This window comes from Mycobacterium pseudokansasii, from assembly GCF_900566075.1.
In the GTDB taxonomy this organism is placed as follows: domain Bacteria; phylum Actinomycetota; class Actinomycetes; order Mycobacteriales; family Mycobacteriaceae; genus Mycobacterium; species Mycobacterium pseudokansasii.
In genome coordinates, this window is sequence record NZ_UPHU01000001.1 from 3,907,511 (window position 1) to 3,929,759 (window position 22,249).

Consider the following 22,249-nt stretch of genomic DNA (forward strand, 5'->3'; position numbering starts at 1 on the left):
TGCTCCCCCTTTCCCAAGCCGCCACAACGGAATTCGGCCGGGATCAGCCTGCTGGTACCAGCTCGCGCACCACGTCGAGCTTGAGGAATTCCGGCGCCTTGATCACCCTGCGGAGCATGAAGCGGATGAACGGCGGCATGCCGTTCGCCATCTCGTCACGAAATAGTGTCGGGGCGCCGAGCTGGTAGTGCCGCCGCCTGGTCTGCAGTTCGCAGCCGCCCGCGGCGAGCACATTACGCACCCAGTCGGTGCCGGGGCCGTAGGTCAGTGCGACGACAAATTCGTTGTCGCGGCGGAAGACCCACAGCGGTGTGCGAAAGACGCGGCCAGATGTGCGACCGCGGTGGATGACGACCCCCCATCCCGGCGCCCAGGTGGCGACGTACTTGGTGACGCGATTGAGTCCCAACTTGTTGGCTTGGGCAACCCATCGTGGTGCCGGCATTTTAAACTCCTCACTTGTGGAATTTATATGTTTAGGCTAACGCTCGCGGACACAGAAGTCAACGACTGTAGAATTTCGGAACTATGCGCCCGATTGGACGACGCCCCGGTAATCCCGACACCCGCAACGCGATCGTCACGACCGCTCGTCGGTTGTTCGCCGACTCTGGATATGAAAAGACGTCGGTCCGCGACATTGCGACCGCCGCCGGCGTTGACCCGGCCCTGATCCGGCACTATTTCGGCAGCAAGGCCGAGCTGTTCCGGTCCACCGTGGGCTGGCCGTTCGAGTCGGACGAGATCAGCGCGCGCGTCGTCAGTGGCGATCGCGGCGACATCGGCGCGCGGCTGACCCGGGTGTTCTTCGAGGCATGGGAGCACCCGGATTCCCGCGCCCCGCTGCTGGCGATCCTGCGGGGCGCGGCCACCCACGAGGAATCCACCGCCCTGGTGCGGCAATTCATTCAGGGCCAGCTGTACCCGCAGCTGGCCAAGCCGTTGCAGGGGTCGGATGCCAAACTGCGGATCGACCTGGCGATGGCCCACCTACTGGGGATCGCCTACCTGCGCCACGTTCTGCGGGTGGAGCCGATCGCGTCCACACCAGCCGACGAACTCATTGCGCGGGTCACGCCAATTGTCAACGCGCACCTCAAAAACGGGTGAAGCCGGCGACCAGGATCAACCACCGCCGCATCGCTACAGGTTCAGCGCCGCCAGTCGGGCAGCCGCAGCCGCCCGCGCCGACTTCCCCGCGACACCGAGCTCGGCGCAGCAGTTCGACAGGTGCCGCTCCACCGTCTGAACGCTCAAATACATTGCCGCCGAAATGGATTCGTAGTCGCGGCCCTGCGCAATAAAGCGCAGGACCTCGATCTCGCGGTCGGTGAGCAGGGCACCGTCGAGCGGCGGCGCGCAGCGGCCTGCAGGAAGGAGCCACGCAACTGTGCGCGGAACGCTCCACGCCGGCTCGTCCTCGAGCAGGATGTGATTGGCGCTGTCGAGTGGCACGAACGTGGCGCCCGGTATCAAGGACGCGAGCTTGCGGCCCTCGTCGAAGGCGACCACCGCGTCGTCGCGGCCATGCAGCACCAGGGTCGGGACCGTGATGGTCCGCGCCAATTCGCTGACGTCCACGCCGTAGCGGACCGCGCGGGAGCGTGCCGCGTGCTCACCCGAACACGATGATCGCTGCAACTCGTCGAACCACGCCATCTGCGCGTCCGAGCCGCCCGGCAGGAACAACGTCGTGAGCAGTCGCCGAAACGCCGGGTTCGGTTTGCCCCAGCCCACCCGGGTCAGCCCGATGAGCAGTTCGGCTTCCTCGCGTGCCTGCGGTGTCGGGATGAAGGCGACCCGGCCCAGTGCGTAGGTGCCGTAGAGCACCAGACCGGTCACCCGACCCGGATGACGAGCCGCATAGCAGATCGCGACCGGACCACCCCCGCTGGCACCCAGCAGGGTGAAACGGTCCACCCCGGCAGCATCGACGACGGCCTCGAGGTCCTCCACCCAGTTCTCCAGCGTCAGGCTCGGGTAGTCCCGGTCGGAATAGCCCGCAGCCGCGTTCGTCGTAGCGGACCAGGGAGTGCTGTTCGCTGAGGAATTGCACCCAGTGGCGCCCGACCTTCGACGTCCAGTCATGTTCGAGGTGGGTCATCCAATGTCCGGCCTTGACCACTGCGGGGCCGTGTCCGCTGGTGGCGTACGCGATCCGCACACCGTCGGCCGAAGTGCAGAACCGCAGTTCCTGACGCACGTGAACGTGCTACGTGTGCGCCGACATGTTATTGCCGCAATGTGGGTAGTAGCCTCGATGCGGCCATGGGCGTCATATTCCTAACTCTCGCGGCATGGACATGCAGCGCTCGGTGATCAGGTCGCAGAATGCGTGCCTCGCCAACGATCACGATCCGAAAATTGAGGCGGATGCCTCAACCGCTACCGGCTCGGTCCGACGGCCGGTGTGGTCGCATCAGTCACTCGAGTTACTCGGAGTCGGGGTGCGCGTTGATTCACTGAAAGTGCCCGCCTGTTAGCGACAATTCCGTTGCGTGCCTGAGCTTATCGCTAACGGGCGGTCCTTGGGCTGCGCCCCCGGCGTGGGAGATGGAAATCGGGCTGGTGCGGTCGGGTGCGTGGCTGAAGGCATCGAGTGTGCGTTGACGGCGCCGACTGTGCGTTGACGGCGCCGACTGTGCGCTGACGGCGCCGACTGTGCGCTGACGGCGCCGACTGTGCGCTGACGGCGCCGACTGTGCGCTGACGGCGCCGAGTGCGCCGTCAGGGCGGCCGATCAGGCCGGTTTCCGCCCTACATGCACAGTCAAAGCCGTCACTGCACACTCGATAAGGCGGCAGGACAGCCGATTCGGTGAGCACGTGCGACATCCCCCGAACGCCCTCCATCACAAGCGGTTTGAGCGAAGGTGCGGTATCGGCGTGCCGAAAGCAGAGCCAGGCATCCAAGGCTGCGCAAGACGATCTTGTTGACCAGCCGCATTCGTGGTCACCATGAATCCGAGCGAGCCGGGCAAATCGCGTATCCGCTCGGCCGGACTCCGGTGAGCGCGGCAACCAGATCAACACCGTCCCGCCATCGTCCATTTCCGTGGCGGGTCTGGTCTCAAGCAGACCAGCGATATCCCGCGACCGCCCTCAGCAATCGCTGATTTCGCCGACGACCTCGATCTCGCAATAGGAGCCAAAAGCACGGGAAAGGCGTGCATCTGCGGTGACAAGTACGACGTCGAGAGCCTCGGCCAGCGCAACGTAGGCGGCATCGTAGGCCGTCAGGACATGCCGCAATTCCCACACCCGGTGGAGCAATGGCTGATGTGAGGACCGACGCAGCGGCAGATCGGTCAGGTCCGCCACCGCGCACGCGGCCCTTCGAGCCGGCATCCGTCTTGCCGCGACGTGGCGGCGCCACACCGAGACCACCTCGAGGTCGATGAGTTCCGGAGCAACCAACGTCTCGTGCGCCAAACGTTCCCGCGCGAGCCGGCCGTCCGACCCGTCGTCGCCCAGCGCTACGGCCAGCACGCTCGCATCAACGACGATCACGATCAGCCCGAACGTCATCGACGGCGGCTCTGAAAGACACGCGGCCGCCGCGACGTGTGGTGATTCGGTCGAACACCTCATCCAGCGTGGGTTGATTCGCGTCGGCGATGAGTCGACTTCGGAGGTATTCCTGTAGGGATTGATGTGCGCGTGCCGCTCGCTGACGCAGGACTCGGTGGGTGTCCTCCGGAACGTCCTTGATCTGCACACTGGGCATGGCGCCATTTTGGCGCTACAAGCGCCAAACCGCAAGTACGACGGGTGTCCGACTCACATACCGAAGTGAGTGCGCTGCAACGCCGCAACGGCCTCCGGCGGTCCGCAAACGTCGACGTGTGCCGCCGCTTGGCGCCCGAACACATACAACAGCAGCTCTCCGGGCGGGCCGCTGAGCCGTGCGGCAGGATCGCCCGAGCGCACCCGAACCACCTCGGCGGCGCCGGCCCACTCGACTTCCAGCCCGCAAACGCGCAGCCGCCGACTCAGATACCGCGCGCACACCCCGGCCAAGGCTCGCGGCGCTCACAACCAAACGATGTGACCTCACAACATCAAGGTCCCTACCGGCGCAACAACCAACAGCGCAACATCGATGTCATGACCCGTGGGTCCGGTGAAGTACCTTCGGGTACCTGTCGCTGACCAACATCATCGCTGATGTCGCAGGCCGGTCCGGTGGCCGCCCACCGTCGACTCCCGCCGAAAGGGAAACAACCGCCAAAGCGCTGCGCGCAACGGCGATCCGGATCGCCAATGTTCGCGAAGGAGTATGCCAGATGACCACAGCAGCCCGTCCCGCCAAGACTCGTAACGAAGGCCAGTGGGCACTTGGACAGCGTGAGCCGCTCAACGACGCGGAACAGTTCAAGCAAGAGGACGCACCGCTGAACGTCCGCGACCGAATCCTGAACGTCTATGCCAAGCAAGGTTTCGACAGCATCGAAAAGTCCGACCTTCGTGGCCGCTTCCGTTGGATGGGCCTCTACACCCAACGTGAACAGGGTTACGACGGCACCTGGACCGGTGAGGAAAACACCGACACCATCGAGGCCAAATACTTCATGATGCGGGTGCGCTCCGACGGCAAGCCGATGTCGGCCGCCACGGTGCGCACCCTGGGCCAAGTCTCGACCGACTTCGCCCGTGACACCGCCGACATCGGAGACCGGGAGAACGTCCAATTCCATTGGATCCGAATCGAAGACGTGCCCGAGATCTGGGACCGGCTGGCGTCGGTCGGTCTGACCACCACCGAAGCCTGCGGCGACTGCCCGCGCGCTATCCACGGTTCGCCGCTGGCCGGCGACTCAGTCGACGAAATCCTCGACCCCTCACCGGCGATCGACGAAATCCTGCGGCGGTTCATGAACAATCCCGAGTACGCCAATCTGCCGCGTAAGTACAAGAGCGCGATCTCGGGCCTGCAGGACGTCTCCCACGAAACCCACGACGTCGCCTTCATCGGCGTCAACCATCCTGAGCACGGCCCGGGGATGGACCTGTGGGTCGGCGGCGGCCTGTCGACCAACCCGATGCTGGCCCAACGAGTCGGCGTGTGGGTTCCGCTCGACGAGGTTCCCGACGTCTGGGAAGCGGTCACCAAGCTGTTCCGTGACTACGGCTACCGGCGGCTGCGCGCCAAGGCCCGGTTGAAGTTCCTGGTCAAGGACTGGGGTGTGGCCAAATTCCGCGAGGTCCTGGAAACCGAGTATCTGCAGCGGCGGTTGATCGACGGTCCGGCCCCCGAGCCGGTCAAGCACCCGATCGACCACGTCGGAGTGCAGCGGCTCAAGAATGGGCTCAACGCCGTCGGTGTGGCCCCCATCGCGGGCCGGGTATCGGGAACCATCCTGTGCAAGGTGGCCGACCTCATGGAAAGGGCCGGTTCGGAACGCGCCCGGTTCACCCCCTACCAGAAACTGGTCATCCTCGACGTCGCCGACGACAAGGTCGATGAACTGGTAGCCGGTCTGGATGCCATCGGTTTGCCGTCGCGGCCGTCGTCGTGGCGCAAGAATATGATGGCCTGCACCGGCATCGAGTTCTGCAAGCTGTCGTTTGCCGAAACCCGGGTCAGGGCACAGTCTTTGGTGCCGGAGCTGGAAAGCCGTCTGGCCGAAATCAATACCAATCTGGACGTGCCGATCACCATCAACGTCAACGGATGCCCCAACTCGTGCGCCCGAATTCAGGTCGCTGATATCGGTTTCAAGGGCCAAATGGTCGACGACGGGGACGGCAAACCGGTCGAGGGGTTCCAGGTCCACCTCGGCGGCGGCCTCGGCGAAGACAGCGGATTCGGCCGGAAACTGCGCCAGCACAAGGTCACCAGCGACGAACTGGGCGACTACATCGATCGGGTGGTCCGCAACTTCGTCAAGCAACGCCACGACGGCGAACGGTTCGCAACCTGGGCACTGCGGGCCGAGGAGGCCGACCTTCGATAAGTCCACCCGAAACGAGCGGAGGACGACGAGATGAGTTATACCGAGGCGCAGCTACGTGAATTGGCTGCCCGTGGTGCCGACGAGCTGGACGGTGCCAGCGCCACCGACCTGTTGCGTTGGACCGACGCCCACTTCGGCGGCGTCAACGGCCCCCGGGGCTGGGCCACCTGCAACTACGTGGTCGCCTCCAACATGCAAGAAGCCGTGTTGGTCGACCTGGCCTCCAAAGTGCGCCCGGGCGTGCCGGTGATCTTCCTCGATACCGGCTATCACTTCGCCGAAACCCTCGGCACCCGGGATGCGGTCGAATCCGTCTATGACATCCGGGTTCTCAACGTCACCCCGGAACACACGGTGGCCGAGCAAGACGAGCTGCTCGGTAAGGACCTGTTCGCCAGCAATCCCACGGAGTGCTGCCGGCTGCGCAAGGTCCTCCCGCTGACCAAGGCGCTGCGAGGCTACTCGGCCTGGGTCACCGGCATCCGCCGGGTGGAGGCGCCCACCCGCGCCAACGCCCCGCTGATCAGCTTCGACGAGGCGTTCGGACTGGTGAAGGTCAACCCGCTGGCCACCTGGACCGACGAGGACGTGGAGACCTACGTCCAGCAGAACAACGTGCTGGTCAACCCGCTCGTCGACGAGGGCTACCCGTCGATCGGCTGCGCCCCGTGCACCACCAAACCGGTCGCCGGGGCCGACCCGCGCAGTGGGCGCTGGCAGGGGCTGGCCAAGACCGAATGCGGGTTGCACGCCTCATGAGCACGTTGATCCTCACCGCGCACGGCAGCAAAGATCCGCGATCGGCGGCCAACGCCCGAGCGGTCGCAGCCCAGCTCACCGGCATCCGGCCGGAACTCGACGTGCGGCCGGCCTTCTTGGAACTGGCCGGGCCCAGCTTCGTCGACGTGCTCACCGGATTGCCCAACGGCCGCCCGGCCGTCGTCACTCCCCTGCTGCTGGCCAGCGCCTACCACGCACGCCGCGACATCCCCACCCAGATTGCGCGCGCCGGTGCGCACGGCGTCCGTCAGGCCGACGTGCTCGGTGAGGACGATCGCTTGATATCGGTACTGCGCGAACGCCTGGCAGAACTCGATGTTTCGCCGCTGGACCGGGACCTGGGTGTGGTGGTGGTCGCGATCGGCTCATCGAACACCGCAGCGAATGCACGCACCGCCCAGGTGGCCGCCACGCTGGCCGCCGGCACCCGCTGGGCCGGGGCCACCATCGCCTTTGCCACCCGGCCACAACCGTCGGTGGCCGACGCGGTCGCGGGGTTGCGGCGCCACGGCGCCCGCCGCCTCGTCATCGCACCGTGGTTCCTGGCGCCGGGTCTGATCACCGACAAGGTGTGGAACTACGCGCGCGACAACGGTATTCCGATGGCGCAACCGCTGGGCGCGCACCGGCTGGTGGCCGAGACGCTCCTCGACCGCTACGACCAGGCGCTGGCCCACCACGCCGCGGCCTAGCCGCGTTCCTAGCCGGAGCGGATATGGCTGAGCAGCTCCCGGATGGCCCCAGCAGGCGGGGTGCGCCCGCCAACCCAGATGGCCCGAAACTGGCGCCGCAGGTCCAAATCGGGCACCGGAACGGCGCTCAGTCGGCCGACCGCGAGGTCGTCGGCAACCGCCAGCCGGCTCATCGCCGCCGGCCCGGCACCGGCCAGCACCGCGGCGCGCATGGCTGCGGCGGAGGACAATTCGAGCACCGGCGGCGCTTGGCGCACATCGTCGCCTAGCACCTGACGCAGCGCCACCGTCAGCGAATCGCGGATGCCCGAACGGGGTTCGCGAGTAACCAAGGGTGTTTGCGCGAGTTCACCGGCGCTCACCGGGTGCGCTCGCCGAGTCCACCTGTGCCCTGGCGGCACCACGATCACCAGCTCGTCATGGCCCACCACACAGCTACCCAACCCTCTTGGCGGCCCGGGGTTTTCGACGAATCCGAGATCAGCGGTGCCGCCACGAACCGCGGCGATGGCGTGCTCGCTGTTGGTGGCCGTCAGGATCACCTGGGGGGCGCTGTCGCCGCGCCGCCTGGCCGCGTCCTGTAACGACAGCAGCCAGTGCGGCATCAGCTGTTCGGCGATCGTCTGGCTGGCCACCACTTTGATCCGCTCGCGCCCCTCCTTGCGCAGGGCACCCAGACCGGCATCGACCTCGCTCGCGACGTCAAGTAAGCGCGCAGCCCACTCGGCGACGACCACCCCGGCCGGGGTGAGTTGTGAGCCGCGGGTGGTTCGGGCGGCCAGCGTCACGCCGACCTGGGCTTCCATCGCCGCGAGCCGTTTCGACACGGCTTGTTGGGTCAAGCCGAGTTCGCGGGCGGCACCGCCGAGGCTGCCGGTCTGCGCGATCGCCAGAAAGATCTCGAACGAGGCGAGTTCGGGCATGCGGGAACTGAGCGGCATGGTTGATGAAACCACGAAAACGGCGACACAACCATTGTTTGTGACAACACAACATCGACACGTCTACCCCGGCCCGGCGCGGACGACAACCATGAGATTCATGACCCGTCCATATCACGTAGCGATTGTGGGTTCCGGTCCGTCGGGATTCTTCGCCGCGGCGTCGCTGCTGAAAGCCGCCGACGCCGGCGAAGGGCTCGAGGTCGCGATCGACATGCTGGAAATGCTGCCCACGCCATGGGGTTTGGTGCGCTCCGGGGTGGCACCCGATCACCCCAAGATCAAATCGGTCAGCCAGCAGTTCGAGAAAACCGCGCAAGACCCCCGATTCCGGTTTTTCGGCAATGTCACGGTCGGCCAGCATGTCCAGGCCGCAGAACTCGCCGAGCGCTACGACGCGGTGATCTACGCCGTCGGCGCCCAATCCGACCGGCCCCTGGGCATTCCCGGCGAACAGCTGCCGGGCAGCGTCGCCGCGGTCGATTTTGTCGGCTGGTACAACGCGCACCCACACTTCGAGCAGATGTCCCCCGATCTATCGGGCCACCGCGCCGTCGTGGTGGGCAACGGCAACGTCGCGGTCGACGTCGCCCGCATCCTGGTGACCGATCCCGACGTACTTGCGGTCACCGACATCGCCGACCATGCATTGACGGCGTTGCGCGCCTGCCACATCGAGGAAGTGGTGATCATCGGTCGCCGCGGCCCTCTGCAGAGCGCGTTCACCACCCTGGAATTACGCGAACTCGGAGAACTCGAGGGCGTCGACGTTGTCGTCGACCCCACCCAGCTGGAGGGCATCAGCGACGACGATCTGGCCTCCGCCGGCAAAGTCGCCAAACAGAACATCAAGGTGCTGCGCGACTACGCCGCCCGCGCGCCCCGGTCCGGACACCGCCGGATCGTGTTGCGGTTCTTGACGTCTCCCATCGAAATCAACGGGAACGACAAGGTGGAAAGTATCGTGCTCGGCAGCAACGAGCTGGTCAGTGACGCCGGCGGCCGAATGGTGGCCAAGGACACCGGCGCCCGGGAAGAGCTGCCCGCGCAGCTGGTGGTGCGATCGGTGGGCTACCGCGGTATACCCACACCCGGGCTGCCGTTCGACACCAAGAGCGCCACCATCCCCCACACCGACGGCCGGATAACGGGCAGCCGCAACGAATACGTCGTCGGCTGGATCAAGCGCGGACCGAGCGGGGTGATCGGTACCAACAAGAAGGACGCCCAGGACACCGTCGACACCCTGCTCGCGGACCTGGCCGCCGGCCCAGGCACCGCCACCCCCGCCGAGGATCGTGCCGACCAACTCGCCCAGTGGCTGGCCTCGCGGCAGCCACAACTGGTCAGCGCCGCGCACTGGCAGCTGATCGACCGCTTCGAGCGGGAAGCCGGTGCCGCGCAGAACCGGCCGCGGGTCAAGGTTGCGAGCGTGCCGGAGTTGCTCCACATCGGCGGCTGTCAGAAAGGAGAATGATTGTGGCATACGTGATTGCCGAACCCTGCGTTGATATCAAGGACAAGGCCTGCATCGAGGAATGCCCCGTCGATTGCATCTACGAGGGCGCCCGGATGCTTTACATCCACCCCGACGAGTGTGTCGACTGCGGCGCTTGCGAACCGGTGTGTCCGGTGGAGTCGATTTACTACGAAGACGACCTTCCCGGCGAGTGGAGCGAGTACCAGCAGATCAACGCCGACTTCTTTGCCGAGCTCGGTTCGCCCGGGGGCGCGTCGAAAGTCGGGATGACCGAGAACGACCCCGCCGCGGTCGTGGAGCTGCCACGTAAGGCTGAGGCGACATAAAGCCGGCCCAGCGCGTCACTTCATGCGAAACGCCCTGCGCTGCAGGGTTACCGTACCCTTGAGCTTAGGCTGACCGAAAAGCCAGACCGCATCGAGCAAGGTTACAGACGAGATGCCGGACATCGACCAGACAGAGCGGCGCCGCAACGGCGCCAATCCGCTGCGACAGGTGCTGGGCCCGATCACCCGCACCAGCGGCTTCTACGCCCGATCCTGGGGCACCTATCTGGACCGCCGGCCCGATGAAATGCCGGTGGCCCGGCCCACCATCACGCTCGCCGCGCAGGCGTTCCGCGACGAAATCTTGCTGACCGGCTTCGGCATGCTGCGGTCCACCCCCGCCGCACCCACTCGGGAACGGATCGATCGTGAAGTGCTTGCGGGACTCGACTTCTACGGCCACCGGGGCTGGTTGGACCACCCGGAGGGATTCTTCGCGGCACCCCCCGCGTTGGCCGACGTCGCGGTCAAGCGGGTGGACCGCATGGGGCGCAGCTACCAGCGCCTCTCGTTCGACAGCGGCTACGAACCGCATCCCGGCGAACCCGGCCGTGACCGATGGCTGAGCTATTCGGGTAACAACCGCGAGTACGCCTTGATGTTGCGACACCGCCGGCCGCGGCCGTGGCTGGTGTGTGTGCACGGGGCCGAGATGGGGCGGGCCGGGCTCGACCTGATGCTGTTTCACGCCTGGTATCTGTATCGCAACCTCGATCTCAACGTCGTACTTCCCGTCCTTCCCCTGCACGGCCCACGGGCACGCGGTCGGCCGAACGGCGCCGTGTTCCCCGGCGCGGATGTGATGGACGCGGTTCACGGCGTCGCCCAGGCAGTGTGGGACATCCGCCGCTTGTTGTCGTGGATCCGCGCACAACAGCCCGACTCGATGGTCGGCCTTAACGGCATCTCCCTGGGAGGTCTGATCAGTTCGCTGGTTGCCAGCCTCGATGACGGGTTGACGGGTGCGATTTTAGGGGTACCAGCCGTCGATTTGGTGGAACTGGTTGGCCGTCATGCCGGCCTCAGCGGTCAACGTCACCTGCGTCAGACGATGAGGTCGGCCCAGCCCATAGGCCGGATGATCTCGCCGTTGGCGCTGACTCCCCGCGTGCCGGTGCAAGGCCGCTTCATCTACGCCGGCATCGCTGACCGGTTGGTGGATCCGCACGACCAAGTCACCCGGCTCTGGGAGCACTGGGGCAAACCGGAGATCCATTGGTACCAAGGCGGTCACACCGGTTTCTTCCGCTCCCGGCCGGTACAGCGGTTCATCGACGACGCGCTGGCGCAGTCCGGGATGGTGGACCCGGCGTCGTTCCAACGCACACGCTAGCCCGAAGTAGCTACGGCTCGGCCGGCGTTCGGCACGGGTGAGCGCTGGGCGAGTTTGGGGGTTGAGGGCCGACGAACTAGGCCTTGTGCCCGGTGCACAGCAAGGCCGCCAAGGTTTTCCGTGTCACCTGCTCACCGTCGGCGCGCAGGTCGGCCAGGATGCGTGGGGCGCCGTAGACGCCGTCAGAAGACCAGAAGATCCACAGGATGCGTCGGCACTCGTCCTGCTCCTGCCCGGCGACGAATCTTCGTAAATGACCGCCGCCGAGTTGGCTGTCGATGGCACCGACGTGAAAGCGGTTGTCCCGCTTCGCTTTCTGGCGGTCGTCAGCCAAGTATCGGGAAGCGGCGGTTGGCTGCCAGCTTGTCCAGCCCCTTCTGCATCACCTGGCGTACGTGCGCATCGACTTCTTTGACGTCAGGAGCGTCGCCGAATTGCTCAGCGACGTCGACGGGAGGCAGCACCTCGGTGACGATCTTGGTAGGCAGCGGCATGTTGACCGGCGCGACAATGCTGAGCCCGAACGGGAAGCCGAAGGTCACCGGCAGGATGTTCGTCCGGAACAGTTTGCGCTCCCACTTGGCAAGTCCCAGCGCGCGGGCCAGCCGCCGGCCCCGGGTCAGGAAGAACTGGCCTTCCTGGCCGCCGATGGAGACGGCGGGCACGATCGGCGCCTTTGCCGCGACGGCGGTGGTCACGTAGCCGGTTCGGCCGCCGAAGTCGATGACGTTCTCCCGCAGGGTGGGCCGATAGACGTCGAAGTCACCGCCGGGGAATACCAGCACGACCGCACCCGCGGCCAATGCCTTGGCGGCGTTGTCGCGCGTTGCGCGGACCACTCCGGTGCGCTTGAAGAACTCGCCGGCCGGCCCGGCGAACAGGGTGTCAAAGCCCAGCGCGTACAGCGGGCGATCGTAGCCGTACTTGTCGTAATAGCCCACAGCAAACACCGACAGGTCGACCGAAACCAGGCCGCCGGAATGGTTCGAGACCACCAGGGACGCGCCGGGCGGGATATTGTCCAGACCACGTACCTCTGAACGGAAATACCGCTTGACGATCGGCCGGGTCAGCGTGATGACGTGCTCGGTCAAACTGCGGTCCCAGTTGTCGATGTCGCTCATGCCTTTCCCGGGCGCGCATAGGTGCTGAGCTGGAACCGATGGTACGCCCACCCGGCAGCGGCGGACCTACTGTTCTCCGGAGAATCGTTCCCATGCGGACTGCCGAGTGATACCAAGAGCCGCACCAATTCTCGACCACGTCACGCCACGGCGGCGAAGCTCGGCCACCCAAGAACGCAGATCGGTCTCGACTTGCCGCGCCACCACTGCCATGCGCGGAATATGGCCGAGCATCTGCTTGTCGCTCATGGACTCCCACACCGGCAAGCGAAGCTCGGCGGGCTGGTCGCGATACCTGGCCATAATCGCCTCGGCTACCGCAACGCACTCGTCGCAGATGTGCACTCCCGGACCCGCCACGAGCTTGCCCACCTCGGTGTTCGACTTGCCGCAGAAAGAGCACCAGATCTGCGCGGTTGCCGTAGTTTGCGGACTCATCGCCATTCCATTCTGTCAGGTTTATCCTGACAAGGTTAGGACGTCAGGGTCGGCCTGACAAGCGGGTCAGAAGGGGAGCTAAGTAAGGTGGCCACATGGGCAGAGCTCAGGTCATCCACATCCTCCGACAAATCGGCGCTGTGATAGTGACGGCGGTGACTGCCGCCTCCACGCTCAACGCATATAAACCCCTGGCGCGCAACGGTTTCGCGTCGCTGTGGTCATGGATTTTCGGTTTGGTGGTCACCGAGTTCCCGTTGCCGACACTGGCCAGCCAGGTAGGCGGACTGGCGTTGACCGCCCGGCGCCTGACCCGGCCGGTGCGGGCGCTCTCCTGGCTGGTCGCTGCCATCTCGGCATTCGGTCTGCTCAACTTCAGTCGCTCAGGCCATCGAGCCGATGCGCCGCTTGCCGCGGCGTTGGACAGCGGCTTGGGGACCGGTCGCCGCACCGACTCGGACGGCCTGTGGCGCCGCCCGTCCGGCGGTGGCACCGCCAAGACTCCCGGACCGCTGCGCATGCTGCGGATCTACCGCGACTACGCCCACGACGGCGACATCAGCTACGGCGAGTACGGCCGGGCCAATTATCTCGATATCTGGCGACGTCCGGATCTCGATCGCTCCGGCAAGGCGCCGGTGCTGTTTCAGATCCCCGGCGGCGCCTGGACGACCGGAAACAAACGCGGACAGGCCCACCCCTTGATGAGCCACCTCGCCGAATTGGGCTGGGTCTGCGTGGCGATCAACTACCGGCACAGCCCGCGCAACACGTGGCCCGATCACATCGTCGACGTCAAGCGTGCCCTCGCCTGGGTCAAGGCACACATCGCCGAGTACGGCGGCGACGCCGACTTCATCGCCATCACCGGCGGCTCGGCCGGCGGTCACCTGTCGTCGCTGGCAGCGCTGACACCCAACGATCCGCAATTCCAACCGGGATTCGAAGACGCCGATACCCGCGTCCACGCGGCGGTGCCGTTCTACGGTGTCTACGACTTCACCCGCTTCGACGACGCGATGCATCCGATGATGCCGGCGCTGCTCGTGAAATCCGTTCTCAAACAACGCCCCGCCACCAACCTGGAGCCGTTTGTCACCGCGTCTCCGATCAACTATGTTTCGGCTGAGGCTCCGCCCTTCTTCGTGCTGCACGGCCGCAACGACTCGCTGGTGCCCGTCGAGCAGGCACGCGGGTTCGTCACCGCGCTTCGCGACGTCAGCACCCAACCCGTGGTGTACGCCGAACTGCCGCTTACCCAGCACGCCTTCGACATCTTCGGGTCGGCCCGGGCAGCGCACGCGGCGATCGCCGTCGAGCAGTTCCTGGCCGAGATCTACGCGACGCGGCACCGATGACCGCCGCATACCTGCGCTGGGCCGCCGAGGGGATCGCCAAGCGACTGGTCGATGCCTATCGCAGCACCGGCGCCGACCTGCCCTTCGGCGATCCGCTGCCCTCTCATGGCTGCGAAATGGAGGGCTGGTTCTGGCGCCTCACCGACAGCGCCTCGGATCGCGTCGTGGTCGGGCTGTGCAGCGTCAACCGGCACCCGGACGGAGACTGGGCCACCGTGGCGGTCGCGCTGCATCCCGGCGGCATCGTGCGGTCGGCAGCCTTGGACGGCGCCGAAGCGGAATCCTCGCCGTTCACGGTCCACGCCGGGACCGACCCGGCAGGCAGTTTCGCAGCCGCCACCGACGGGCTACGGATCGACCTCGACGACATCCATCTGAATCTGCGATTCACTGATTTGTTCCAATGGCCCAAGGTTTTCGGGGGCGGCGGGGTTTTCTCCTCGATCCCGTTCCTGAACCAATACTGGCATCCCTACCGCCTGGGCGGGAAGGCAAGCGGCACAGTCGAATTCGGTGACGGAACTTGGACGTTCAACGACGGCCGGCTCTATGCCGAACGGAACTGGGGCGCGGGCTTTCCCGAGCGCTGGTGGTGGGGCCAGGCACACGATTTCGACGGCGCGGACGTCTCCGTCGCATTCTCGGGCGGACTTCTTCAGCTGGGCCCCATCCGCCAGGACGTCACCGGAGTGGTGGTGCGCCTCGGTGACGAGGTGATCCGGATGACGCCCCCGGCGCTGGTGCGATCACAGGTCGGCGACGGCCACTGGCGTATCCGGGCGTTCACGCCGCTGTACCAGATCTGGCTGGACGGTGCCGCCGCCGGCCGTGATCCGCACGTCCTACCGGTGCCACTGCCCGCGGAGCGGCGCAACGTCGACACCGACTTCGAGCATCTTGCCGGCCGGCTGCATTGCGTGGTGCGCAAGTTCGGCCGGGTGGTCTTCGACGGCACCTCCGAGCTGACGGGTCTGGAAATCGGCAGCAGGCCGACGGGGTAGCGGCGCCCATCCGAGCCGGTCGTGCCCGCCCGAGACAGTATGGTCAGCACATGACCGCCGGCGTCACCGACGCATTCGTGGATCGACTGGGCCAGCGTGCACAAGAGGCCGAGGACCTTCGCCGGTTACCTGCCGCCACGGTTATTGAGCTGGTCGAGTCGGGATTCTTCGATCTGCTGAAGCCGACGCGGTACGGCGGTCAGCAAGCCGGATTCGCGGCAATCTTCGATCCCGTGCGCCGGATGGCACACGGCTGCGCCTCTACCGCCTGGACCGCGGCGTTCTACACGTTGCACAACTGGATGCTGGCCCTGTTCGACGAGCGGGCGCAAAGCGAGGGGTTCGGTTCCCGCCCGTTTCTGGCTTCGGCACCGTTGGCGCCCACCGGGCGGGGGGTTGCGGTCGACGGGGGCGTTCGGCTGTCCGGTCGCTGGTCGTGGGCCACCGGTGTGATGGACGGCAACTGGACGATCGTCGGCGCGCTCTGCGGTCCCGACAACGCGATTTACCCCGCACTTGCTATGGTGCCCGCCGACGACATCCGGATTGTCGATGTCTGGCAAACCGACGGGATGCGTGCCACCGGCTCCAACGACGTGGTCATCGAGGATGTCTTCGTTCCCGAGCACCGATTGATCAAGGTCAGTGACATCTACGCCGGCACCGCGCCGGGTGCGCAGCTGTACGACGCGGCCGTCTACCGCTGGCCACTGGTACCCGCGCTGGCGCTGGTCGCCGCGATGCCCGCCCTGGGTGCGGCCGAGCGCGTCACCGCCATCTTCGCCGAGCGACTCCACGAACGCGTCCTGGCCTACGACGGCGGCCGGCAGAAAGACAGGCCGGCTGCTCAGGCCCGACTGGCCGAGGCCCGTGTCCGGCTGCGTGCACTGCACGGGCTGCTGGCCGGCACCGTCGAGGGAATCGAGCAGATCCTGACTGCAGGAGAGCGGGTAGCGCGTCCGGTCCGCGCCGATGCCCGCCTGGCCGCCGCGCACATCGTGCGGGAATCACGCGCGGTGATCACCGCCCTGCTCGAGGCGTCGGGCGCCGGTGCGCACTTTCTGAGCAACCCGCTGCAACGGGCCAAACGCGACGTCGACGTACTCAGCGGCCATGTGGTCTTCGACTACGACGTCAGCCGAGAACTGGCCGGTGCCTTGGCGATTGGCGTCAAAATCTCACCCATCGCCATGGTGTGACGTGCGTCCGGCAAGGCGATCGACATCGACGACTTCACCGCGGTTGATGCTGACCCAATCGCGCCCGTCGAGGTAAGGCCGCAGGCTTTGGGCGATAAGCTCGGCGTCGGCCGGCGACTTCGGCCGCTGCAGCTCGTAGACATGCGGCAATTCGGCCATACCGGTGACCACGTTCCACAGTGTGAGGGCGTCGGGCCCGGTCGGCGGGTCCACCAGCACCGGCCCGAACAGGCATTGACCCTCGATGAACAGCGTCGGCACGCCGTATCCGCCGGCGTCGACGACCCGCTGGTGTTCGGCACGGATCTCGTCGTGAGTGGTCGGATCGGCAAGGGCCGCATCGAGAACCGCCTCGTCGGCGCCGATCTCGCCCAGCAGGCGCCGCGCAACGGCGGGGTCGTGCGGTTTGCCGCCAAGCGTGTGCAATTCATGGCCGATCGCGGCGTACCACTTGTCCAGCAAGGACATATCGGTGCGGCGCAGCAGCGCGCCGATGCGCATCAACGACCAGCCATAGGACCAGTCGCGCTCCCACGGGTGTTTCTTGCCCGCTACCCGGTTGATCTCCTCGAGGCTGAAGAACCGCCAGTTGACGGCGATGCCCAACTGCGCACGGACGTCACGGATCCAGATCGAGGTCTGGTAGGCGAACGGGCACATGGGGTCAAAGTGGAAATCTACGACAGTGCTCATCACCCTGGACCTTTCGACGGCGCGTCGCGAGTTGACGTTGCTGCGTAGCCTAGCGCGAGCGTGCCGGACCGAAAGCCGTGCCTGCGCGATTACCTGATATCGCCGGCCACAATTTCTTAGGTAATCGGCCGATGAGGCCCAAAGGCCCTAGCAGGTGCCAGGTTTTTTGGTGCAGTGTTGCGATAGGCCGGCGCGCGGATAAATGCGAGGGGGATTTTATATGAAGGGTTTTCTGGGGCGCCAAGCCGCTTTTCTGCGGAGCCAGGGCATGAAGCTGCGCTGGTCCGTGGTGCTCATGGGCGTGACATTGATGGTGTTCGGCACGGTGATACCCGTTGCCTGCAGTCGTCAACCAAATAATTGTGGAAATGGAGCTGCCTGCGAGCCCACAAAGGGTGCGCCGGATGCGGAACGGGGCCCGGCCGCGGATAGAAAGCACGCGGGCCGATTGCTGGATGCTGCCCGCCAGTGCGAGGACGATATGCACGGCGCCCACCCACCGGCGGCATGTTATGTCGTCGTGTCATGGGAGCAAAACCGGAAAATCCCATATCAGGACGCCATCGACCTCGCCAACAAGTTGATGCGGCAAGGGTTCGTGGACGCTCTGTCGGCTGCCTCCGAAAAGCCGTGGGCCCCCTATTCGCTACAGGCATGCAATTGGTATCTGGGCGCCCTCGGAGCAATCCTGGACATTCCCTATTTCAGAGATCGTTACTATGACGGGGTCTACGACGAAAAGCTGCGTAATGCCGACAAGATGAACGAGTTCCTCGCGCAAGCGGTCAAGAATCCGGACAGAAGCGGTTGGAAGCTCGTCGGCGTCGGTATCAATCCCGGGTCCGAGGTCACGGACCTGGCAAATCAGGGTCAGTTTGTTGTGGCGTCATCGCATAGCATTCCGGGCCGCACCGAATATGGGCACATCGCAATTGCGGCCCCGGATTACCTCGATAAAGAATCCGATCCGGCGGTGGCAGGCAATACCGGGCCGTGGATCAGATACTCGGTATACCGGGGCACACCCCATACCACGAAAAGCACCAGGACCAGCGCCATCTTCGGCTCAAGCGTTACCCCGCCGATCTGGGTGCAGTATGTCGGTAAAGACTGGCTCGTACCGTCAGGAGAAAAGAAACTCCCGTGCGTGGACTTGAACGGCGACGGTATCTGTGACGACCTGCCAGGCGGGGGGACACCGCCGTCGCCGACGTATGTCTGCGTCGAATGTCCTCCGGGATATCACTGCGGCCACAATCCAGAACGATGCATTCCGAATGCAACCACTCCGGTGACGACCAAGCCCTCGACCCCGCCAGTGACAACACCACCGGTGACGACCAAACCCTCGACCCCGCCGTTAACAACCAAGCCCTCGACCCCGCCGGTGACAACGCCGCCGACCACGACCGAACACCCCGCGTGAGCGACATTCGCCGAGACCGACATCAGCGCGACGTCCACTCGGTCGAATGTTTCGGCACTGGTGTTGGTCTCGACGTCGCACGAGTCAACCCAGCTCGTGCGCCACACGCTATTGCACAGTCACTTTCCCGGTGAAGGTACACGTCGGCGCGTTGTCGCCGCCCACGAAGCTGGCGTAGCCGGTGGTGATGGTGGTGGTGCCGGGCTTGAGTGCCGTGAACGTCCACACCTCGGTGCCGGGCGCGCCCATCATGTCGGTGTCTGGCCGCACATAGCGGTGATCGACCTGCTTGAGGACCGTGGCGTCACCGATCTTCATGTCTTCCGCCCATCGGAACGGGGTGGTGTAATTCGACCCCAGCGTCACCTGCAGCGTGTCACCGACCGACATGGTGACATCGCGTTCGATCGCGCTTTGCTTCAACACGTCATCCATCGACACGTCAATGGTTTTGGTCGCCGGTGGCCGAGCCTTGCTGGCACAGCCGATGCAACCCAACACCACCGACAAGACAACCATGCCGACGGTCACCATGAGCCTGATCTTCATCAACACCGCCCTTCAATCAGGGTTTGCAGCATAGTCGCCTGATCGGGATCGCGTTGGCCGGCAAGGACCTTTGCTCGCCCGGCGAGTGAGGCGTCCCGGCGAATCCCCGCTCTCGCGTTTCCCGCGCTCGGCGTCGCGGCGTTTCCCGGCGCGAGTCCGGCCTTAGTCCGGTAGCTTCAACGCGTGTTTGGCATCATCCGGCCGTGCCGTCACCGGCTCGGTGGCGAACTCACAGCAGTATGGCGAGCGCAGTTATGCGGGCTGTGCCTGGCCCTTCGCGACGACTACGGCCAGGCCGCGCGGATCGCCACCAACTACGACGGCTTGGTGGTCTCGTTGCTGGTCGAGGCACAGTCCGACGCGCGACCAACGCGACGGACCGCCGGGCCCTGTCCATTGCGCGGGATGCGGCGTGCGGACGTGGCGACCGGTGAGTGCGTGCGATTGGCCGCCGTGGTGTCGCTGGCGCTGGCCGCTGCCCGGGTGCGCGATCACGTCGACGACCGTGACGGCGTGGTCGGTGTGGCCCCGGTGCGGGTGGCGGCGCGCCGCATCGCCGATCGCTGGGTGCGCCAAGGCAGCGATGCCGGACACTCCCTTGGGTTCGACACCGGCGTGCTGGTCGCCGCGATCGACCGGCAGACCGAGCTCGAGGCCATGGTCGGTCGCGCGGGCCCGGGCGGCTCGCTACTGCTGGTGACCGAGCCCACCGAGACCGCGGTAGCCGCGGCCTTCGCCCATACCGCGGTGTTGGCCGGCCGACCGGACAACCAGGAGCCGCTGCGTGAGGTCGGTCGGCTGTTCGGGCGGATCGCGCATGTCCTCGACGCGGTCGAAGATTGCCACGACGACGCAGCCCACGGAAAGTGGAACCCGTTGGCGGCCACGGGAACATCCGTCGCGGCGGCCCGCATCCTGTGCGACGACGCGGCGCTGGGCATCGAACTGGCATTGGCCGACGTCGACTTCACCGACGGACGACTGGCGCGGCGGTTGCTGACCCGCGAGGTGCGCCGCGCGATATCGCGCACCTTCAACCGGGCCGGCTACACCGCGCGCGGCGGGACACCGCATGGCGAGCAGGACGGGATCACCTTCGGCGCCCAGGCGATGGGCGCCGGCCCCTACCCGGGCGATCCGGGTGAGCTACCGCCCAATCCGGAGCAAAGTCCCAAACAGGGATGCTGGAACACCTGCACCGACGCATGTTGCTGTGACTGCTGCTGCGACGAAGACTGCTGTTGCGACTGCGGAGACTGCTGCGACTGCGGAGACTGCTGCGACTGCTCGTAGTTCGGGCCATGTGGCCGCGGGATCGCTGAGCCCGTAGGCGAAGATGGGCTGGTGTTCGGTCTTGTCGTTATCGTCACGCTCGTCGCCACGGTGGTTGCCGGAACCATTCTGGGTCGGCGCTACCGGGTGGGCCCGCCGGTCTTGCTCATCCTGCTGGGTGCGCTGCTGGGTCTCATCCCCGAGTTCGGAAGCGTCGAGATCGACGGCGAAATCGTGCTGCTGCTATTCCTGCCGGCGATCCTCTACTGGGAAAGCCTGAACACCAGCTTCCGTGAAATCCGCTGGAACTTACGCGTCATCATCATGTTCAGCGTCGGTCTGGTGATTGCCACCGCGGTAGCCGTGTCATGGACCGCACGGGCGTTCGGCATGGAGTCACATGCTGCGGCGGTGCTGGGTGCGGTGCTGTCTCCCACCGACGCCGCCGCGGTGGCCGGCCTGGCCAAAAAATTGCCGCGGCGCACGCTCACCGTCTTGAAAGGCGAGAGCCTCATCAACGACGGCACGGCGCTGGTCCTGTTCGCCATGACCGTGGCCGTCGCCCAAGGTGCGCCGGGGATCGGGCCGGCGGCCCTGGTCGGCCGTTTTGTCACCTCCTATCTGGGCGGGATCGTCGCGGGGCTGTTGGTCGGGGGACTGGTAACGACGCTGCGCCGCAGGATTGACGCACCACTCGAGGAAGCTGCACTGAGCATGATGACGCCGTTCGCGGCGTTCCTGCTCGCCCAACAGTTGCATTGCAGCGGCGTCGTCGCGGTCATGGTGTCAGCGCTGGTACTCGCCTACACCGGCCCGCGGGTGATTCGGGCGCGTTCCCGCCTGCAGTCCTTCGCATTCTGGGACATCTCGACTTTCCTCATCAACGGCTCGTTGTGGGTCTTCGTCGGGGTCCAGATCCCCGGTGCGATCGACCATATCTCCGACGTCGACGGCGGACTGCGACGCGCCACCGTCCTGGCGCTGGTCGTCGCGGGGGTGGTCGTGGCGACCCGAATCGTGTGGGTCGAGCTGACCACCCTGCTGGGACGCGCGGTAGACCGGGCCTTGCGCAAACCCCACCGCTACGTCGGCTTCCGCCACCGCTGCGTGACCAGCTGGGCGGGATTTCGCGGCGCGGTCTCGCTTGCGGCAGCACTCGCGGTCCCGACGACGACTGCAAGCCGCGCACCGTTCCCCGACCGCAACCTGATCATCTTTGTCGTGTCGATCGTCATTCTGGTGACGGTGCTGGTCCAGGGCAGCTCACTGCCCGCGGTGGTCCGCTGGGCCCGAATGCCGGACGACGTCACTCGTGCCGACGAACTGCATTTGGCCCGAACTCGCAGCGCCGAGGCCGCCCTGGAAGCCTTGCCGGCCGTCGCCGACGCGCTCGGGGCGGGCACCGAGATCGTGCAACGCCTGCGGCATGATTACGAAGAACGCGCCGAACTCGTCGGGGCCAACGGCGCCGACTCCGCGACGAGCGATCTGGTGGCACACTGCGATCTGGTTCGGCGGGTCCGACTCGGCGTTCTGCAATATCAGCGGCAGGCCGTCACCGCGCTGCGCAACAAGAACCTGATCGATGACATCGTGCTGCGTGAGTTGCAGGCGGAGATGGATCTCGAGGAAGTGCAGCTGCTCGACCCGGCCGACGCCGATTGACGTCGATCCCTGGTGG

At 65.9% G+C, this 22,249-nt stretch carries 22 protein-coding genes and 2 pseudogenes; 13 read left to right on the top strand and 11 right to left on the bottom strand.

All coding sequences use genetic code 11. The annotated features are described in order from the left end of the window. Positions 1-43: 43 nt before the first annotated feature. The gene (locus tag EET10_RS17660; RefSeq protein WP_036402540.1) at positions 44-445 is read right to left on the bottom strand and encodes a nitroreductase/quinone reductase family protein; all 402 of its coding nucleotides are present in this window, start codon (positions 443-445) and stop codon (positions 44-46) included. Positions 446-528: 83 nt separating this feature from the next. On the opposite strand from EET10_RS17660, the gene EET10_RS17665 reads away from it, so the two are divergent. Continuing rightward, on the top strand, positions 529-1,110 hold the full coding sequence (locus tag EET10_RS17665) for a TetR/AcrR family transcriptional regulator (protein ID WP_099187490.1): 582 nt from the start codon (positions 529-531) through the stop codon (positions 1,108-1,110). A 33-nt stretch (positions 1,111-1,143) separates the two neighbouring features. On the opposite strand, the gene EET10_RS17670 is transcribed toward EET10_RS17665, so the two are convergent. From EET10_RS17670 to EET10_RS29985, 4 genes and pseudogenes are all read right to left on the bottom strand, one after another. Next, on the bottom strand, positions 1,144-2,088 hold the full coding sequence (locus EET10_RS17670) for an alpha/beta fold hydrolase (RefSeq protein WP_099187492.1): 945 nt from the start codon (positions 2,086-2,088) through the stop codon (positions 1,144-1,146). A gap of 1,013 nt (positions 2,089-3,101) precedes the next feature. After that, complete coding sequence (locus tag EET10_RS17675) at positions 3,102-3,527, bottom strand: type II toxin-antitoxin system VapC family toxin (RefSeq protein WP_167480194.1); 426 nt, start codon at positions 3,525-3,527, stop codon at positions 3,102-3,104. Continuing rightward, a complete protein-coding gene (locus EET10_RS32355; RefSeq protein ID WP_081260600.1) occupies positions 3,496-3,726 on the bottom strand; it encodes a FitA-like ribbon-helix-helix domain-containing protein in 231 nt (76 codons plus the stop codon). Before EET10_RS32355 ends, EET10_RS17675 begins: the two co-directional genes overlap by 32 nt. A gap of 53 nt (positions 3,727-3,779) precedes the next feature. Next, positions 3,780-4,004, bottom strand: a pseudogene (locus EET10_RS29985) (TIGR03085 family metal-binding protein); the annotation flags it as partial. Positions 4,005-4,285: 281 nt separating this feature from the next. Between EET10_RS29985 and EET10_RS17690 the strand changes: the two are divergent. From EET10_RS17690 to EET10_RS17700, 3 genes are read left to right on the top strand one after another with little or no spacing between them, the layout of a single operon-like run. Further along, on the top strand, positions 4,286-5,956 hold the full coding sequence (locus tag EET10_RS17690; protein WP_036402539.1) for a nitrite/sulfite reductase: 1,671 nt from the start codon (positions 4,286-4,288) through the stop codon (positions 5,954-5,956). A 30-nt stretch (positions 5,957-5,986) separates the two neighbouring features. Then, positions 5,987-6,715 carry a phosphoadenylyl-sulfate reductase gene (locus EET10_RS17695; protein WP_036402538.1) on the top strand — a complete coding sequence of 243 codons (729 nt, stop codon included), beginning with the start codon at positions 5,987-5,989 and terminating at the stop codon, positions 6,713-6,715. Further along, positions 6,712-7,428 carry a sirohydrochlorin chelatase gene (locus EET10_RS17700; RefSeq protein WP_036402537.1) on the top strand — a complete coding sequence of 239 codons (717 nt, stop codon included), beginning with the start codon at positions 6,712-6,714 and terminating at the stop codon, positions 7,426-7,428. Before EET10_RS17695 ends, EET10_RS17700 begins: the two co-directional genes overlap by 4 nt. A gap of 8 nt (positions 7,429-7,436) precedes the next feature. Here the strand turns inward: EET10_RS17700 and EET10_RS17705 are convergent, their stop codons facing one another. Continuing rightward, positions 7,437-8,369 carry a LysR family transcriptional regulator gene (locus EET10_RS17705; protein WP_036402536.1) on the bottom strand — a complete coding sequence of 311 codons (933 nt, stop codon included), beginning with the start codon at positions 8,367-8,369 and terminating at the stop codon, positions 7,437-7,439. A 100-nt stretch (positions 8,370-8,469) separates the two neighbouring features. Between EET10_RS17705 and EET10_RS17710 the strand changes: the two genes are divergently transcribed. The 3 genes from EET10_RS17710 to EET10_RS17720 all read left to right on the top strand — a co-directional run bounded on the left by EET10_RS17710 (position 8,470) and on the right by EET10_RS17720 (position 11,508). Continuing rightward, positions 8,470-9,846, top strand: a complete 1,377-nt coding sequence (locus EET10_RS17710) for an FAD-dependent oxidoreductase (RefSeq protein WP_244601995.1) — start codon at positions 8,470-8,472, stop codon at positions 9,844-9,846. A gap of 2 nt (positions 9,847-9,848) precedes the next feature. After that, positions 9,849-10,175: a ferredoxin gene (fdxA, locus tag EET10_RS17715; protein WP_036402840.1), complete on the top strand. Its 327-nt coding sequence runs from the start codon at positions 9,849-9,851 to the stop codon at positions 10,173-10,175. Between the two features lie 112 nt (positions 10,176-10,287). After that, positions 10,288-11,508 carry an alpha/beta fold hydrolase gene (locus tag EET10_RS17720; protein ID WP_063467370.1) on the top strand — a complete coding sequence of 407 codons (1,221 nt, stop codon included), beginning with the start codon at positions 10,288-10,290 and terminating at the stop codon, positions 11,506-11,508. A 76-nt stretch (positions 11,509-11,584) separates the two neighbouring features. Here EET10_RS17720 and EET10_RS17725 read toward each other — a convergent pair whose 3' ends face one another. The 3 genes and pseudogenes from EET10_RS17725 to EET10_RS32360 all read right to left on the bottom strand — a co-directional run. Beyond that, complete coding sequence (locus tag EET10_RS17725; protein ID WP_122502363.1) at positions 11,585-11,842, bottom strand: IS3 family transposase; 258 nt, start codon at positions 11,840-11,842, stop codon at positions 11,585-11,587. Then, positions 11,835-12,632, bottom strand: a complete 798-nt coding sequence (locus EET10_RS17730) for a 1-acyl-sn-glycerol-3-phosphate acyltransferase (protein WP_036402531.1) — start codon at positions 12,630-12,632, stop codon at positions 11,835-11,837. Before EET10_RS17730 ends, EET10_RS17725 begins: the two co-directional genes overlap by 8 nt. Positions 12,633-12,952: 320 nt before the next feature. After that, positions 12,953-13,070, bottom strand: a pseudogene (locus EET10_RS32360) (ClpX C4-type zinc finger protein); the annotation flags it as partial. A 95-nt stretch (positions 13,071-13,165) separates the two neighbouring features. On the opposite strand from EET10_RS32360, the gene EET10_RS17740 reads away from it, so the two are divergent. The 3 genes from EET10_RS17740 to EET10_RS17750 are packed head-to-tail and all read left to right on the top strand — an operon-like array spanning position 13,166 to position 16,628. Next, positions 13,166-14,428 carry an alpha/beta hydrolase gene (locus tag EET10_RS17740; protein ID WP_099187494.1) on the top strand — a complete coding sequence of 421 codons (1,263 nt, stop codon included), beginning with the start codon at positions 13,166-13,168 and terminating at the stop codon, positions 14,426-14,428. Then, positions 14,425-15,429, top strand: a complete 1,005-nt coding sequence (locus EET10_RS17745; RefSeq protein ID WP_122502364.1) for a tocopherol cyclase family protein — start codon at positions 14,425-14,427, stop codon at positions 15,427-15,429. Before EET10_RS17740 ends, EET10_RS17745 begins: the two co-directional genes overlap by 4 nt. Before the next feature lie 50 nt (positions 15,430-15,479). Further along, complete coding sequence (locus EET10_RS17750) at positions 15,480-16,628, top strand: acyl-CoA dehydrogenase family protein (protein ID WP_122502365.1); 1,149 nt, start codon at positions 15,480-15,482, stop codon at positions 16,626-16,628. Here EET10_RS17750 and EET10_RS17755 read toward each other — a convergent pair. Beyond that, entirely contained in the window at positions 16,608-17,321 is a 714-nt protein-coding gene (locus tag EET10_RS17755; RefSeq protein ID WP_063468320.1) for a mycothiol-dependent nitroreductase Rv2466c family protein, read from the bottom strand. The two genes, EET10_RS17750 and EET10_RS17755, sit on opposite strands and share 21 nt — an antisense overlap. A gap of 220 nt (positions 17,322-17,541) precedes the next feature. On the opposite strand from EET10_RS17755, the gene EET10_RS30080 reads away from it, so the two are divergent. Next, the gene (locus EET10_RS30080; protein ID WP_176586653.1) at positions 17,542-18,747 is read left to right on the top strand and encodes a hypothetical protein; all 1,206 of its coding nucleotides are present in this window, start codon (positions 17,542-17,544) and stop codon (positions 18,745-18,747) included. A gap of 108 nt (positions 18,748-18,855) precedes the next feature. On the opposite strand, the gene EET10_RS17765 is transcribed toward EET10_RS30080, so the two are convergent. After that, positions 18,856-19,296: a protease inhibitor I42 family protein gene (locus EET10_RS17765; RefSeq protein ID WP_036402834.1), complete on the bottom strand. Its 441-nt coding sequence runs from the start codon at positions 19,294-19,296 to the stop codon at positions 18,856-18,858. Positions 19,297-19,479: 183 nt separating this feature from the next. Here EET10_RS17765 and EET10_RS17770 point away from each other — a divergent pair, with 183 nt between their 5' ends. Both EET10_RS17770 and EET10_RS17775 read left to right on the top strand, forming a co-directional pair. After that, entirely contained in the window at positions 19,480-20,589 is a 1,110-nt protein-coding gene (locus EET10_RS17770; protein ID WP_036402520.1) for a DUF5685 family protein, read from the top strand. A 51-nt stretch (positions 20,590-20,640) separates the two neighbouring features. Continuing rightward, positions 20,641-22,233, top strand: a complete 1,593-nt coding sequence (locus EET10_RS17775) for a Na+/H+ antiporter (RefSeq protein ID WP_036402517.1) — start codon at positions 20,641-20,643, stop codon at positions 22,231-22,233. The last annotated feature ends 16 nt before the right edge of the window (positions 22,234-22,249 follow it).

Excerpts from the sequence above, each read along its gene's own strand:
- EET10_RS17765 (WP_036402834.1), bottom strand. The coding sequence starts at position 19,296 with ATGAAGATCAGGCTCATGGTGACCGTCGGCATGGTTGTCTTGTCGGTG.
- EET10_RS17755 (WP_063468320.1), bottom strand. The coding sequence starts at position 17,321 with ATGAGCACTGTCGTAGATTTCCACTTTGACCCCATGTGCCCGTTCGCC.
- EET10_RS17710 (WP_244601995.1), top strand. The coding sequence starts at position 8,470 with ATGACCCGTCCATATCACGTAGCGATTGTGGGTTCCGGTCCGTCGGGA.
- EET10_RS32355 (WP_081260600.1), bottom strand. The coding sequence starts at position 3,726 with ATGCCCAGTGTGCAGATCAAGGACGTTCCGGAGGACACCCACCGAGTC.
- EET10_RS17720 (WP_063467370.1), top strand. The coding sequence starts at position 10,288 with ATGCCGGACATCGACCAGACAGAGCGGCGCCGCAACGGCGCCAATCCG.
- EET10_RS17690 (WP_036402539.1), top strand. The coding sequence starts at position 4,286 with ATGACCACAGCAGCCCGTCCCGCCAAGACTCGTAACGAAGGCCAGTGG.
- EET10_RS17695 (WP_036402538.1), top strand. The coding sequence starts at position 5,987 with ATGAGTTATACCGAGGCGCAGCTACGTGAATTGGCTGCCCGTGGTGCC.
- EET10_RS17745 (WP_122502364.1), top strand. The coding sequence starts at position 14,425 with ATGACCGCCGCATACCTGCGCTGGGCCGCCGAGGGGATCGCCAAGCGA.
- EET10_RS17670 (WP_099187492.1), bottom strand. The coding sequence starts at position 2,088 with ATGACTGGACGTCGAAGGTCGGGCGCCACTGGGTGCAATTCCTCAGCG.
- EET10_RS17750 (WP_122502365.1), top strand. The coding sequence starts at position 15,480 with ATGACCGCCGGCGTCACCGACGCATTCGTGGATCGACTGGGCCAGCGT.
- EET10_RS17660 (WP_036402540.1), bottom strand. The coding sequence starts at position 445 with ATGCCGGCACCACGATGGGTTGCCCAAGCCAACAAGTTGGGACTCAAT.
- EET10_RS17700 (WP_036402537.1), top strand. The coding sequence starts at position 6,712 with ATGAGCACGTTGATCCTCACCGCGCACGGCAGCAAAGATCCGCGATCG.
- EET10_RS17665 (WP_099187490.1), top strand. The coding sequence starts at position 529 with ATGCGCCCGATTGGACGACGCCCCGGTAATCCCGACACCCGCAACGCG.
- EET10_RS17675 (WP_167480194.1), bottom strand. The coding sequence starts at position 3,527 with ATGACGTTCGGGCTGATCGTGATCGTCGTTGATGCGAGCGTGCTGGCC.
- EET10_RS17705 (WP_036402536.1), bottom strand. The coding sequence starts at position 8,369 with ATGCCGCTCAGTTCCCGCATGCCCGAACTCGCCTCGTTCGAGATCTTT.
- EET10_RS17740 (WP_099187494.1), top strand. The coding sequence starts at position 13,166 with ATGGGCAGAGCTCAGGTCATCCACATCCTCCGACAAATCGGCGCTGTG.
- EET10_RS17730 (WP_036402531.1), bottom strand. The coding sequence starts at position 12,632 with ATGAGCGACATCGACAACTGGGACCGCAGTTTGACCGAGCACGTCATC.
- EET10_RS30080 (WP_176586653.1), top strand. The coding sequence starts at position 17,542 with ATGAAGGGTTTTCTGGGGCGCCAAGCCGCTTTTCTGCGGAGCCAGGGC.